Origin of the sequence: Thermoflavimicrobium daqui, from assembly GCF_003313465.1 — a bacterium.
GTDB classification, from domain to species: Bacteria; Bacillota; Bacilli; order Thermoactinomycetales; family Thermoactinomycetaceae; genus Thermoflavimicrobium; species Thermoflavimicrobium daqui.
Map to the genome: position 1 here is coordinate 92,225 of NZ_KZ845673.1, position 12,261 is coordinate 104,485.

18 protein-coding genes and 1 pseudogene are annotated in these 12,261 nt (G+C 38.7%); 4 read left to right on the forward strand and 15 right to left on the reverse strand.

Translation table 11 applies throughout. From position 1 onward, the window contains the following. Position 1 precedes the first annotated feature (1 nt). The 5 genes from DL897_RS15510 to DL897_RS15530 form a co-directional block, all read right to left on the reverse strand. Positions 2–802 (reverse strand): carbon-nitrogen family hydrolase, encoded by an 801-nt coding sequence (locus tag DL897_RS15510; protein ID WP_113660031.1) that lies wholly within the window; start codon positions 800–802, stop codon positions 2–4. 164 nt (positions 803–966) lie between these two features. After that, positions 967–2,412 carry a 4-hydroxyphenylacetate 3-hydroxylase family protein gene (locus DL897_RS15515; RefSeq protein ID WP_113660032.1) on the reverse strand — a complete coding sequence of 482 codons (1,446 nt, stop codon included), beginning with the start codon at positions 2,410–2,412 and terminating at the stop codon, positions 967–969. Between the two features lie 110 nt (positions 2,413–2,522). After that, positions 2,523–2,972, reverse strand: coding sequence for a PNPOx family protein (locus DL897_RS15520; protein ID WP_168188829.1), 450 nt, complete (start codon positions 2,970–2,972; stop codon positions 2,523–2,525). A gap of 2 nt (positions 2,973–2,974) precedes the next feature. Further along, the gene (locus tag DL897_RS15525) at positions 2,975–3,640 is read right to left on the reverse strand and encodes a GntR family transcriptional regulator (RefSeq protein WP_168188830.1); all 666 of its coding nucleotides are present in this window, start codon (positions 3,638–3,640) and stop codon (positions 2,975–2,977) included. A gap of 512 nt (positions 3,641–4,152) precedes the next feature. Continuing rightward, the gene (locus DL897_RS15530; RefSeq protein WP_240627470.1) at positions 4,153–5,094 is read right to left on the reverse strand and encodes a helix-turn-helix transcriptional regulator; all 942 of its coding nucleotides are present in this window, start codon (positions 5,092–5,094) and stop codon (positions 4,153–4,155) included. A gap of 102 nt (positions 5,095–5,196) precedes the next feature. Here DL897_RS15530 and DL897_RS15535 point away from each other — a divergent pair, with 102 nt between their 5' ends. Continuing rightward, on the forward strand, positions 5,197–6,171 hold the full coding sequence (locus DL897_RS15535; protein WP_113660036.1) for a quinone oxidoreductase family protein: 975 nt from the start codon (positions 5,197–5,199) through the stop codon (positions 6,169–6,171). A 961-nt stretch (positions 6,172–7,132) separates the two neighbouring features. Here DL897_RS15535 and DL897_RS18355 read toward each other — a convergent pair. Both DL897_RS18355 and DL897_RS15545 read right to left on the reverse strand, forming a co-directional pair. Continuing rightward, complete coding sequence (locus DL897_RS18355; RefSeq protein WP_168188831.1) at positions 7,133–7,309, reverse strand: hypothetical protein; 177 nt, start codon at positions 7,307–7,309, stop codon at positions 7,133–7,135. A 137-nt stretch (positions 7,310–7,446) separates the two neighbouring features. After that, positions 7,447–7,722, reverse strand: a complete 276-nt coding sequence (locus tag DL897_RS15545) for a hypothetical protein (RefSeq protein ID WP_113660038.1) — start codon at positions 7,720–7,722, stop codon at positions 7,447–7,449. A gap of 117 nt (positions 7,723–7,839) precedes the next feature. Between DL897_RS15545 and DL897_RS15550 the strand changes: the two genes are divergently transcribed. After that, the gene (locus DL897_RS15550) at positions 7,840–8,049 is read left to right on the forward strand and encodes a helix-turn-helix transcriptional regulator (RefSeq protein WP_113660039.1); all 210 of its coding nucleotides are present in this window, start codon (positions 7,840–7,842) and stop codon (positions 8,047–8,049) included. Positions 8,050–8,066: 17 nt separating this feature from the next. Here DL897_RS15550 and DL897_RS18930 read toward each other — a convergent pair. The 3 genes and pseudogenes from DL897_RS18930 to DL897_RS18360 form a co-directional block, all read right to left on the reverse strand. Beyond that, positions 8,067–8,300, reverse strand: a pseudogene (locus tag DL897_RS18930) (terminase large subunit); the annotation flags it as partial. A gap of 87 nt (positions 8,301–8,387) precedes the next feature. Further along, positions 8,388–8,951, reverse strand: coding sequence for a hypothetical protein (locus tag DL897_RS15560; protein ID WP_113660041.1), 564 nt, complete (start codon positions 8,949–8,951; stop codon positions 8,388–8,390). A gap of 91 nt (positions 8,952–9,042) precedes the next feature. Beyond that, positions 9,043–9,204, reverse strand: a complete 162-nt coding sequence (locus tag DL897_RS18360) for a hypothetical protein (protein ID WP_168188832.1) — start codon at positions 9,202–9,204, stop codon at positions 9,043–9,045. Positions 9,205–9,419: 215 nt separating this feature from the next. Between DL897_RS18360 and DL897_RS15565 the strand changes: the two genes are divergently transcribed. Beyond that, positions 9,420–9,608, forward strand: a complete 189-nt coding sequence (locus tag DL897_RS15565) for a ribbon-helix-helix domain-containing protein (RefSeq protein ID WP_113660042.1) — start codon at positions 9,420–9,422, stop codon at positions 9,606–9,608. Between the two features lie 60 nt (positions 9,609–9,668). Here DL897_RS15565 and DL897_RS15570 read toward each other — a convergent pair whose 3' ends face one another. Together DL897_RS15570 and DL897_RS18935 are read right to left on the reverse strand one after the other, a co-directional pair. Continuing rightward, positions 9,669–10,193 (reverse strand): hypothetical protein, encoded by a 525-nt coding sequence (locus DL897_RS15570; RefSeq protein ID WP_113660043.1) that lies wholly within the window; start codon positions 10,191–10,193, stop codon positions 9,669–9,671. Positions 10,194–10,269: 76 nt separating this feature from the next. Continuing rightward, the gene (locus tag DL897_RS18935; protein WP_276308599.1) at positions 10,270–10,392 is read right to left on the reverse strand and encodes a hypothetical protein; all 123 of its coding nucleotides are present in this window, start codon (positions 10,390–10,392) and stop codon (positions 10,270–10,272) included. A 166-nt stretch (positions 10,393–10,558) separates the two neighbouring features. Between DL897_RS18935 and DL897_RS15575 the strand changes: the two genes are divergently transcribed. Next, on the forward strand, positions 10,559–10,708 hold the full coding sequence (locus tag DL897_RS15575) for a ribbon-helix-helix domain-containing protein (protein ID WP_113660044.1): 150 nt from the start codon (positions 10,559–10,561) through the stop codon (positions 10,706–10,708). Positions 10,709–10,835: 127 nt separating this feature from the next. Here the strand turns inward: DL897_RS15575 and DL897_RS15580 are convergent, their stop codons facing one another. From DL897_RS15580 to DL897_RS15590, 3 genes are all read right to left on the reverse strand, one after another. Further along, positions 10,836–11,429: a hypothetical protein gene (locus tag DL897_RS15580; protein WP_113660045.1), complete on the reverse strand. Its 594-nt coding sequence runs from the start codon at positions 11,427–11,429 to the stop codon at positions 10,836–10,838. 78 nt (positions 11,430–11,507) lie between these two features. Beyond that, positions 11,508–11,762, reverse strand: coding sequence for a hypothetical protein (locus tag DL897_RS15585; RefSeq protein WP_113660046.1), 255 nt, complete (start codon positions 11,760–11,762; stop codon positions 11,508–11,510). 1 nt (position 11,763) lies between these two features. Next, positions 11,764–12,261: arylamine N-acetyltransferase (locus DL897_RS15590; protein WP_145962233.1), on the reverse strand; the 498-nt coding region annotated here is incomplete at its 5' end.

The window sequence follows — 12,261 nt, forward strand, 5'->3', positions numbered from 1 at the left end:
ATTAGATGTCCTCTCTCCATTCTGAAGATCCTGTTAATACTCGGTGTTTCAACTGTGGAAAAATCTCCCTGATGTGCTTGATTTGTGTCAGATCGATTTCCGCCTTAACAATCGTTTCCTGCTCTCCTCCTGATGCGATAACAACGCCCCAGGGATCGACCACCTGACTGTGACCTCCTAACAATGTACCTCTAGTCGTACCTACACAGTTGCTGGAGATCAAAAAACATTGATTTTCTAAAGCTCTGACCTGATTGAATAGATTCCAATGCATCAAACGTCGGTGCGGCCATGCAGATGTTACGAGCAATAGCTCAGCCCCCAGATCAACCTGCCTGCGGAACAGTTCAGGAAATCGCAAATCGTAACATGTGGCCAAGCCCACTTTGCCGAAGTCTGTATCCACCACCATAACCTCGTGGCCGCGGGTTAATAATTTCCCTTCGTCTGAGCCGTAATGGAATAAATGAATTTTGCGGTACGAAGCGATTCGACGGCCTTGCGGGTCAAACATCACACTTGTGTTATAAAAGTTGTCCCCGTCTTTTTCGACAAAACTTCCGCAAAAAAGATAGGCGCTTAACGCCTTCGCTTTGGCTGAAAACGACTCTACGAAAGGGCCATCTATCGGTTCGGATTCCTCTTTATACCGATCAAAAGAAAAGTATCCGGTTGCCCAGATTTCCGGTAATACAATAAGATTGTATCCCTTAAGCGTATCAAGTATCGATTCGACTCTAAGGATTCGCTGTTCTTTTGTTTCATCGTCTTTTATTTCAACTTGAACTGATGCAACTTTCATATGGCCCACCCACTTCCTTTTTTACTTATCCATGACAACCTTTATCCCAAGGGTTCATGATTATCAATTGTAATAATTTTCGATATCCTCGGCTAAAATGAACCGCTTTCAAGATTGGTCAATTGTGCCTTGCCCATCTTTTTTCCATAATGTGAACTCTAACATTATTGGGGAAACTGGTAAGATTCCAAAAAACGATTAACTAGATTGGTTGCTTCGTGATAACCGTAGTTGCGGAATGAGTATCCTTTCACTACGAACGGGGCTCCATTGTAAAACATTTCGTACTGTTGATGACGACCGCCGAATTCAGAGCCGACAATGTCCCAAGCTAATTTAAACAATTTAATCTTTTGCGTGGAATCAGCACTGCCCGCGCGGATGTATTTATTAATATCCCCAGCACTTTCAGGATTAATAATTTCTTTGTAGGTTGAAGGCCCCTGCAGAACTCCTCCTCCCGTCAATTCACGCAAAATTTTGATTACGTTGGAATATATAGTATCCTGCATACCTACAATACCGTATAGAAAACGAGGATTGGGACGAACTAAACCGTTCTTGTCATCTATACAGTAGTATTCCGAAGCGAGCATCATGCCTTCAACGCAGGAAGCGATGGAAGCAAGCTCCCCTAACTTTTCCTGCACTTGTGGGAATTTGTCAATCCCGTTCATTTCCGCAATTTTTCGTGCAACACCGATTATGAATTTCAGTTTAGTAGTAAAGCGAATTTGAGCTTGATTATTACCGAGCGCATGAGCTGGGGTTTCGTGAAATTGCGCTTTAACCAGATCAATATTTTTGTATACGAATACTTGCTCCCAAGGAATAAATACATCGTCAAATACGACAAAAGAATCACTTTCATCAAACTGAGTCGACAGCGGATAATCGAAAGTACTAGGCTTGTCTTGCGCATAGCTCGGGCGAGCATACAATTTCAACCCAGGTGCATCCATCGGAACCGCAAATGAAATTGCGTAATCTTCGTCTCCCGGACGAAGAGGAGAAATAACGCTACAGAACAGGTAATTGCATACTGCAGAACCAGTACCTAACATTTGAGAGCCGCGAACGACAATACCATCTTCCCGTTCTTCATAAACAGCCATGGCTACATATTTTTCATCCAATTCATGTGCAGCCTTGCTTCGATCGACCTGCGGGGGAATGATGACATAAGTTACATAAAGGTCATTGTCTCTTACCATCTTATAGAAGTTGACAATATTGTCCTTAAATCGTTCACCGCCTCGTTCAAATACATGAGAGGCACCGGCAAAACTGGCCAAGAAACTCGCCACGTGATCCGGACTGCGTCCTACAAAACCATATGTGGCTTCTGCCCATTTACTGATCGCCTCCCTACGTTCTTGCAGATCTTCCCTACTTCGAGGAATCATGAAAATCTTATTGGCGATCGTCCCATCTTCGGTCACATAAGTCATATTGTTTTTAGCATCTATAGCGATGTCATAAAGTCCAGCCACGGTATCAATAATCCCGGTAAATGCAGGATGAGTCGTTACATCTTTTACACGTTCCCCATCGATATAAATACAACGGTTATCCTTCAGCGATTCAATATACTGCTGTCCTGTTCTCATCTCACAAAATCCCCCAAGCCAATTATTATATATACGGTATTCTGTATTCTGTATACATTGATGAGGTAAAAAAAATTTTCCTTACAAAATTGAACGTTTCAAAATGATCATTAGCTGAATATGACCTCCTTGACTTCCCGATCGAGCTTTACAGCAAGCTCAGCGTTATAAGTTTTAATAAATAACGGTTCGGTAACAATCTTCCCGCCATAAAACATAATGTCTCGTACCTCTTCAACATCAACTTCAAGAACAGCAAGTTTAAGTGTGGTACCTTTTGTCTGTCTGGTTTTTATCGTCGCTTTCCCAATAACAGAGTAAACACTTTCGTGACCGATGAAATTAAGAACCAAATCCGGATCATTCTCTAAAATTTTAACAAATTCAGATTTGGCATCGATTGCAAAGCGAATCGTTTTCCCATTCATGGCATACACCCACGATAAAGCAGTAGTGTAAACCCTTTCGTTTTCCTTGTGAACAATGTTTAGCAGCACGATCGTGTTTCCCTGTATCAGGGAAATCATGTCTGGACTTAATTCTTCAATAGGTTTACCCATGTTCAATCCCCCCATTTCGTTTTAATAGATTCGTTAGTGTTTGCAAGATGTTTCGAGATACGTTGGGTAGCTAACTCCGCTTCACCAGACTGCAATGCCTCGATGATCGACAAATGCTCTTCTAGCACTTCCTTCATCCGGTTTTGCTTTTTCAATGCCCGCAAACCAATTAAATGAGATAGATTGTGAAGATTTAGCAGAATTTCCTTAACCAGTTCGTATTCGGCGAATGCAGCAAGAGTGATGTGAAATTTTTGATCTAAATTAATAAAGGAAACTTCATCCTTGTTTTTCATCATCTCTTCTTGATCTCGGCAAATATTTTGCAAATATTCAAGCTGCCTTTCCGTAATCGTTCCACTTAGTTTGCGTACCACCTCCCTCTCAATCGATTCCCGTAAGAAAAATATTTGCTCCACTTCACTTTCAGTGACTTTTCGGACGGTCAAACCTTTACGCGGAACTGTAACAATTAATCCTTCTTTCAAAAGATCCTGAAGAGCTTCCCGGACTGGAGTCCTAGAAGTGTTCAAATGTTCGGCCATCTTAACTTCGGTAAAAATTTCGTTTGAAGAGATTTGTCCATTTAGAATGACATGTTTTATCTGTTGATATACTTTTTCTTTAGTGGTTTCTCTTTCAATTGGTTTCAAATTAAATCCTGTCACGGACAATCAACTCCTAATAGTTTTACCTTATGTATACACAATACAGAATACATTGCTATGTAGTCAAGTATTTTTTGTCTTTTCAAATAAGACAATTACAACTTAAGTTTTCGAAATGTAGGAGAAATATCAGAAGTGAGAGGATTTGAGATTGCTTATACAACGATCATGAGATGGGAAAGGGAATAAGTCTCGAACAATTTTCCTTTCAGACAAAGTCGTTCGGCTGCTACATGATTACCTGAACCATGAAGACGGGAGAAACTATATCGTCTATCAGAAATGAGTCTATATGTATTTTTAAGCAGCCGTAGCCGACAACTATCACGAATTACTATATTCAAATCATTTGCTAAATACAGCAAACTGGCCAATATTCAACCTTCCATTTCTTCGCATTCTAGCTCTAGCGTGTAGTCCTGCATCACGTCCACCAACACATGTTTGACGTCTTCTTGTGTCTTGACACCTTCCAGATGCAAAAATGTTTATTTCTGACCTTGCCACCTCCTTCACGTATAATGCTGCAGAAGCTCCTCAGCCAGTACGCAGATGCGGTTTACAATCTCCTGCGGCTCTAGTACCTTAGCGGCAGTACCTAATCGGTAGAAGTAATGGGAGACGTATTCTATCTCGGTACGATCAATAGTTGTATCAATATAGCCCTGTTCTTCGTTTCTCATCACAATATTAGGCTCCAGCCAAGGCTGACTTCGGCATTGCCGAATCCCCTCCCTGGTTAATTCAACATATAGTCGTATAGGCGGTGCCGGTTCCTGCTCCGGATGGCGAATCAACCAATCATCAAGCGTCATCTCAGGATCATAAGTCTGATTTAATCTGCTGAGGGCTTGGATTCGATCGGTTCTGAACAATCTTACTTCACGACGGGCAATATCGAAGCCGGGCATATACCAAAAGCCATTATAGGCATAGATGCCGATGGGAGCTACTTCCCTTAAGGATTTCCCCGACTTCGAAATATACTCGATATGCACGACTTGTTTTTCCACGGCCGCTTCAATGATTTCTTTAAGATAGGGTGAGGGGACACCTCTTTTTATGTTCCAAAAGGTTAATACTGAAGAGAGTTGATCCACCTTCCTCTTCGTATCAGTAGGAAGGGAAGAATATATTTTGTCGGAAACCAACTTGATATCAATGTCGAAAGGGAGGGAATGGTAGTATTTCAACGACTCAAATGCGAAGAAAATGGAGAACGCTTCGCTCTCGCTGAAGAGAATGGGTGGCAATACCCGATTGTCCAATACTCGGTAGCCGCCGTTACGACCGGGTTCTGTATAGAGCGGGACACCCATCTCGCCTAGTTCTGAAAGGTATCGATGGACTGTCCGCAAGGAGATATTGAATTCATAGGCCACATCCCGAGCGGTAAATTGGCGTCTTGCATTAACATACATGATGAGTTCGAATAGCAGTTTAGCCTTGGACACAAAAATTCACTCCTCTTTCGATAAAAACATGCCAACTATTGACATGTTATTATGATAATTTAGTCTTTGCAAGAAGAAACTTGTTTATTGGAGGAGGAAACTATGAATAAACATCCAAGTACAATGAGGGCTGCAGTGCTTCATAGGTTTGGCGGTCCAGAAGAACTGATACATCGGGAGATTAATGTGCCTGAGATCGGACCCGAAGATGTATTGATTAGAGTTGCCTATGCCGGTGTTGGAGAGTGGGATGCATTCGAACGACAAGGCGGATATGCAGAAATGCTAAACATGAATCCGGAATTCCCTTATATTCTCGGTTCTGAAGGTTCAGGAATCGTAATTGCACAGGGGGAGAAGGTGTCTAATGTTGACTTGGGAGATCAGGTCTATGCACCAGCTTTTCTGAATCCTAATGGCGGCTTCTATGCGGAATATGCGGCCATCAATGCCAAGTATGTGTCCCGAATTCCGGATGGATTAACCATGCAGGAGGCAGCGGTTATTTCTGGAGTCGGAATTACTGCATTGCGCGGGCTGGAGGATGTACTGCAACTTCAACAAGGGGAGTCTATTCTGATCTTCGGCGCCAGCGGCGGGGTTGGACATATTGCCGTGCAGTTGGCGAAGGCTTTGGGAGCCCGTGTATTCGCGATTGCTTCGGGTGAAGACGGAGTTGCCATAATGAAGAAGCTTGGCTGCGATGCTGTTGTAAACGGCAAAGATGGGGATATCTCTTCGATGGCAAGGAAATTTGCACCGTTTGGATTCGAGGCAGCTATTTTTACCGCAGGGGGAGAGGCGGCTAATGCTGCTGTCAACTGTCTCCGTAAAGGCGGACGACTCGTATACCCTCACGGGATACACCCTGAACTACGGATACCCGCAGGAATCAGAGCTACAGGATATAACGGCGAACCCGAACCCGAGATTATTGCCCGACTTCAACGTTATATCTTACGATATAGGTTAACCGTTCATATCAGTCATATTTTTGCTCTGAAGGACGCCAATAAGGCTCATGTAGCCCTCCATAATCATTATTCGGGGAAAATTTGTCTAAAAGTGAATCCCTAACGTCATGCATAGCATGGAGAAAACAGGTCTATTACAACTGTATTAAGTATTTTTTATTTTTGTATTAGCTCATATGAATGCCGATATGGAAGAAAAATACAAAAATTAATTAATAATAAAAAGGTTGTTCTGGAGATGGATCAGCCTTTTTATTTGGTCAATCACTTGGAAGTTGTTTAATTCCCCTAGGGCTGCATCCGTTATTCCTGCGCGACGGTGTAACTGTTGCGTTTCCTTCATCTAAAAAAGTTTCGGAATCAGCTGTAATGCCAAAATAAATCTCTTCATCGGGTTGCAGATGGAATGTGAATCTACTATTAACATTTTGTCAAAAGTGTAATTATCATTGTTCATAATATATTCTATCATTACCATTGTGGATTGTTAGGGTCACTTAGTCAATGTGGTGTCACCTCGTAGTTGTTGTGTATCTTCCTTCGAGTCTATCCTGAATAACCAGAATTGCTACTTTTTTTACTGCATTAAGTTTGTTACATAAACCACTTTGCATTTATTGATAATAGAGATCAGATTTTTTCTTTTCCACTGCTTCACGCAAAGAAATCATATTGGATACTTGGCGTTTAGCTTTCTGGTTAATCTGCCCAATTTTACGATTAATTTGAATTTGAGCAGTTTTAAACAATAAAGGGGAGGTTTTAAGAAAGATATTCTTAATTTGAGATTTAGATATTGCAAGCTATACCCAAAGCCTACAATGTTTAGGGCGTATGCTTCTATGCATTGTGCTAAGATCGTCGATTGCTCTTTCATTTGCCGAAGCTCACGAATTGAATATGGTGGCTCGATGATATCGGTTATTCCCTCATTGCTCTGAACTGTTGACGTGGTAGCCTTGCTGATGGGTAACCTTATACTGCTTCCCTTTATCACCTTGACTCGCGCATTACCCACTGTATCACCTCCTTTATGCATAAAAAAAGAAGCTGTAAAACAGCCTCTAATCATTATTTTTTTTCGATTTCAGTTCTTCCTCGAACCTTCTTTCTAACTCATCCATTTCTTTTTCCATTTCATCCATTTCTTTTTTGCGTCTTTCAAGGTCTTCTAAGTCTTTTTTCTTTTGTTCCTCAAATTTTTTGAATTCATCTCTAAGCTTTTTAATTCTCTTCCACATCTTGAAACCTCCTCTAATTAAATAACAGGGAGTTGGAGAAGATATAAAATGTGTAATCGACTTATATTTGTGATATAATTTTTTTTGAGAAGAAACGAAAATAGAGGGGAGGGAATTCTCCCCTTAGGCTTGTCGGCTTACTTTCGTTTCTTCTTTTTCTTTTTTTCTCTTTTTTCCTTTAATTCTTCTTCTAGTTTTCTTTCTTGTAATGTTTGGTTTCTTTCTTCTACTTCTTGTTTTCTTTTTGCAATTTCTAGGTTTTCTTTATCCATTCTTTGCTGATGTTCTTGTTGATTTTTTGCTAGTTTGTATTCCAGAACCTTCATAACTAGTTGTCCAACTGCGACGATTGCTAGAAGTACTGTTCCAATCATTACTGCTTCGGTTAGATACGGTATATATAATCCTTTCATTTTATCCTCTCCCTCTTTCCCCTCCCCTCAATTATTATTATACAAGTTATAACTTGTATTTGCAAGTGTTTTTTTGTATAATATGAAAAGAAATTCAATTCAAAAGGGGAGAAATACATGCTAAAACCACGCATTAAAGAAATTATGAAGAAAAAGGGAATCAAGCAAGACCAATTAGCTGAAATGCTAGGGATTAAACAACAAATGATTTCATCATATGTCAGAGGGGTAAATATTCCATCGCTAGAGCGTGCCCATCAGATAGCGCATTACCTTGGCTGTAAAGTTGATGAATTGCATGAATATATACCAGATGAAGAAGGCTAAACTAGCCTTCTTTTTTGTTAAAACAATAACTGACGTTTCTCTCTCCGCTTCTTTGGCTTTGGCTTTCTTATTATCTCTATGGCATAGCGCAAAGCGTCCATTAAATGGTTATAGTCATCAATTGGTTTATTCACCAGCTTCCCATCTTTCGTATCCCAAACATAATTGCTTAGCTCTATCATTGTATTTGTACATTTCGGATGGACATAAATTTTGAACTGTTGAATAAACTGTATGCCACTTAGTACGCTATTCTTTCCTTTTCCGAGATCCTATAGGCAAAGTAGGATCTTGGCTATTTTCATGCACAAAAAAAGCCCTGTTTCCAGGACTGGACATCATATATTAACTAATATAGTCTGTTTTATTTTATTCTTTATTAATCCAAGAACATCATCTAACTTCTCAAAGCAGTTATACTCTATTGGAAACTCTTTTCCTTTATACCCAATATGTAAAATATTCTCCTCACTAGGATATGGATATGTATCCCATAACCATCTAACACAATCATGTACATTATCAATATGACAACCGCAATCGATACCAGCAAAAGACATACCTATTTTATATATTCTTCTTTCATACAAATTATGACGAAAATAAAGGTAATCTTTTACAGCTTGTGGAGGAAAGCCTAATGTGAGTCCTATTAGTTCATGATACTCATCCGAATCTCTTTCAGCTATTTTTTCTAGTTGATCCGAAAATCTTTGTCTCTGATCCTCTGATTGGAAATAGAAATACTTGTCCCTTTTGGGACATCTCTCTATAAAAACTGGATATATACCTATGTACTTAGAATCAAGTGTATATAAAGCAGGTTTAAATCCGGCTAGAAATGCTTCCTCATCACGTAAAAGTCCAGTTGGTATTTTAGGATATACTATTAATTTCTCCAATATATTCCCTCCTACTAAAAAATACCCTATTAGGAGCAATCCACTAATAGGGTATTCGATAAAAACCAAGACAAATCCTCTTTTACCAAAATTACTTGTCTAACTCGTAATCGGCTACCTCATGCTCGCAGATACCACATTCCCATGCATTACCATTCCAAATGTAGGAAGTAACTTCATCACAGTTAGGACAACGACGAGGTAAATACTTTTCATCATACTTACTAGCTTTTCCACCCCATGCAGCAGACATGCTATCAAACCCCCATAGTATTAGTACACCAGAGTAGCCTAGTAGCAATGGCAACTGCTAGAACTGAAGGAAATCTAGTATGGTATTATTAAAATTCATCTTGGTGCCTACTTAAATTATACCTTAAAACGTCGTTACATATAAACATATATTATGACGTTGAATAACATATTTTTATGTTGGACAATTAAAAGAAAAGAAAGTGTGGCAAAACCATGTCAGAATATAAACTACGTAATAGAAAGCGCTTTTCCACTAATATTAAAAAAGAGCTATTTGAAGAAATTCAAAATTTATCACAGTTAACTGGTATTCCTAAATCCAAGCTAACAGATGAAGCTTTCGAAGATCTCCTAAAGAAGTATCAAGGATTTAGAGAATGGAAAGAAGATAGGAATAAGTAGAGATTAATGAAAAAGCCGAGTCATCCTAAATAAACTGGATGATCGGCTTTTTCTATATCCTTAAACTGCAACCTTAGCTAATCGTTTTAATTGATGAAGTCTATCAAAATCACAATAATCTACTTTGTAAAAAGAACTATCTATACGGATCTGCAACTGCTCATGACTTGGATAGTGTTCCCAAAGCCATTGACAGTTCTCATCAAGATCTAAAACATCACTAGAGCAATTAACCCCCATATAGTATAAACCAACACTTCGTTGACTAAGTTGGGAGTTCACTTCCTTATGTATGTAAAAATCTACAGCCTTAGGCGGATAGCCTAACGTACGACCAAGTAGCCGATGAAATTCAAGAGATCCTTTAGTGATATCACTTAATTGGTTCTCAAATGACTCTTTTAATTCTTCGTTATCAAAGAAAAGATAGGTCTCACCTTCATCATTCAACGCAATATTATCACCATTAATGAAAGGATATTTTAATAACAAATCAGGAAGGACTTTACTAAACAATGGACAAAGTGAGTTCTCATAGATAGCTGGTTTATGTCCCTTTATAAATGATTCAAAACTGGGCATCATAATTTTAACCACCTTTCAGAGAAAAAAGGGATCTCAATAAGGCTTTAATATAACTTAAAAGAGACAATCCAACAAGTTACCGTTTTCCACCATATTGAGGGTTATCACAAGCTGTGCAGATCACCTTACCACCATCTGCACGGATAAGGGTACCCTCTCTACCACAGTGACGGCATTTTCCATTAACCTTCTTGCCCAAGATTTTCACCTCCTCCCTAATGGGATGAGGCTCTTTTAGGATTGAAAGCTACAGAGCCTTGCTGGTCACCTCCTATTTATAAGTGTACCACTATTACACACCAATAGCAACAAGTTACACACTTATGAGTTGTTTTGGTACACTATCTAAAAAGGAGGGATTAAGTATGGCTGTTGCCGATGAAAACACTCGAGTACAAGTCACCATGCCTAAAACACTTCGAAAAGAACTAGAGAAAGAAGCAAAACAAGAAAACCGTTCCCTCAGTAACTATATAGTCAAAATTTTATTAGACCGAAATCAAAAACCTAAATAAAATATGATTAACCGTAAATTTGATAATTATGAGTGAAAAGCCAAGTCCTTTATCATAGGAGGATCTTGGCTTTTTCCATGCACAAAAAAAGCCTTGTTTTTCTAGGACTCATAAAGAGTTATGTATTCTACACTTCAGTATGTACCAAACCATTTGATTTTAAATAAATCTTCGTTTCAACCTGATCAACCCATCTTTGGATCTCATGAATTTCACCATAGTTAATTTCGGTTTCTTCGTCGTCATAGTCCAGAATCAGAGATCTGTTACTGGGATACTTTGACCAAAGCCACTTAATACTTTCTAAGATATGCTCAACAAAACAAATAAACCTAAATCCAAAATATCTAACATAACATCGTCTTTGTTCCATTGCTCTTTTTCTGTCATGATCTTTTTCACAAAGTATATCTATATATGAATCAACTGCCTTTGGTGGATATCCAAGGATGTGACCAAGGAGGCGTTCTGCTTCAACATCATTAATTGATGTAATACCAAGTTCCTCTACTTTCTTCAATACTTCTTGTTTCTGGTCTTCTGTTTGGAAAAAGATCCAATTTTTGAAGTATCTTTTTCTTCCATAGTCATATCTCATAGGTTCAAAATCAGTAATTGCAGGATATTTTAATAGCTCATCAAACCTATCATCTTGATCCCAGGTAAGCAAAGCGGGCTTAATTCCGAGCAAAAATAAATCTGTATCTTTTATTTCTGACATATAAATAACTCCTTTCCCTAAAAAAGAGAAACCCAAATAGTTTCTCTAAATATTCTATATAATTTGTTTGATCCCTTTTTATTTTCTTTGAAGATGACCTTTGTTACACTCCCAAGCATACCCATTCCAGAAAAGTCGACTACTACCACACTCTTGACATGAATAAGGTTCGCGATATTTCGGAAGATAAGGACCATAATCATCCGCATCCCTTTTTTCCCCATCTGATCCCCATCCACCGCTTCCAGGGCGATCCCCTTTATCATCATCTTTTTTTCCGCCCATCATAGACAATCCACTTAAGTGTACTTGATCAAATTCATTTTTAAACATGTTAACCCCTCCATAAAGGTAAGTTATAATTAAAACTTTGCTGTCCTTCATAGATGGTTAGTGAGTTATCAGAAAAAATGATGAATCCATTTAATGTATATATACTAAAGATAGTTCGTTTTGATAGATAACCACCATTATTTATATGCTCCCAATACGTTTGCCTAAAATCTCTTATGTCTCTTGGTATAAGATTGATACTTAACTTATGAATCCACTTACGCCTATATTGCTTTCTTATAACAAAATAATCTTCTACTTTCTCTACTCTATATATTCCACTTTGATCTGAATACATACCATCCATGATCGGTAAAGGTTTGGTTAAAAAATAAAACCCATATCCGACATCGACATAATAAAGTTGATCATCCAAATGAACCACTATGGCCATGTGATCGATATCTGATTCATTGATGAAACAACCAATTAGATGGCAATCGAATCCAATAGATTTAAGCAGACAGTAAAAAGAGTAGTTCAAATGAAAACAGATTCC

What these genes read in the sequence shown, in the direction of transcription:
- DL897_RS15510 (WP_113660031.1), bottom strand. Translation starts at nt 802, where the DNA reads ATGAAAGTTGCATCAGTTCAAGTTGAAATAAAAGACGATGAAACAAAA.
- DL897_RS15515 (WP_113660032.1), bottom strand. Translation starts at nt 2,412, where the DNA reads ATGAGAACAGGACAGCAGTATATTGAATCGCTGAAGGATAACCGTTGT.
- DL897_RS15520 (WP_168188829.1), bottom strand. Translation starts at nt 2,972, where the DNA reads ATGGGTAAACCTATTGAAGAATTAAGTCCAGACATGATTTCCCTGATA.
- DL897_RS15535 (WP_113660036.1), top strand. Translation starts at nt 5,197, where the DNA reads ATGAATAAACATCCAAGTACAATGAGGGCTGCAGTGCTTCATAGGTTT.
- DL897_RS18355 (WP_168188831.1), bottom strand. Translation starts at nt 7,309, where the DNA reads ATGTGGAAGAGAATTAAAAAGCTTAGAGATGAATTCAAAAAATTTGAG.
- DL897_RS15545 (WP_113660038.1), bottom strand. Translation starts at nt 7,722, where the DNA reads ATGAAAGGATTATATATACCGTATCTAACCGAAGCAGTAATGATTGGA.
- DL897_RS15550 (WP_113660039.1), top strand. Translation starts at nt 7,840, where the DNA reads ATGCTAAAACCACGCATTAAAGAAATTATGAAGAAAAAGGGAATCAAG.
- DL897_RS18360 (WP_168188832.1), bottom strand. Translation starts at nt 9,204, where the DNA reads ATGTCTGCTGCATGGGGTGGAAAAGCTAGTAAGTATGATGAAAAGTAT.
- DL897_RS15565 (WP_113660042.1), top strand. Translation starts at nt 9,420, where the DNA reads ATGTCAGAATATAAACTACGTAATAGAAAGCGCTTTTCCACTAATATT.
- DL897_RS15570 (WP_113660043.1), bottom strand. Translation starts at nt 10,193, where the DNA reads ATGATGCCCAGTTTTGAATCATTTATAAAGGGACATAAACCAGCTATC.
- DL897_RS15575 (WP_113660044.1), top strand. Translation starts at nt 10,559, where the DNA reads ATGGCTGTTGCCGATGAAAACACTCGAGTACAAGTCACCATGCCTAAA.
- DL897_RS15580 (WP_113660045.1), bottom strand. Translation starts at nt 11,429, where the DNA reads ATGTCAGAAATAAAAGATACAGATTTATTTTTGCTCGGAATTAAGCCC.
- DL897_RS15585 (WP_113660046.1), bottom strand. Translation starts at nt 11,762, where the DNA reads ATGTTTAAAAATGAATTTGATCAAGTACACTTAAGTGGATTGTCTATG.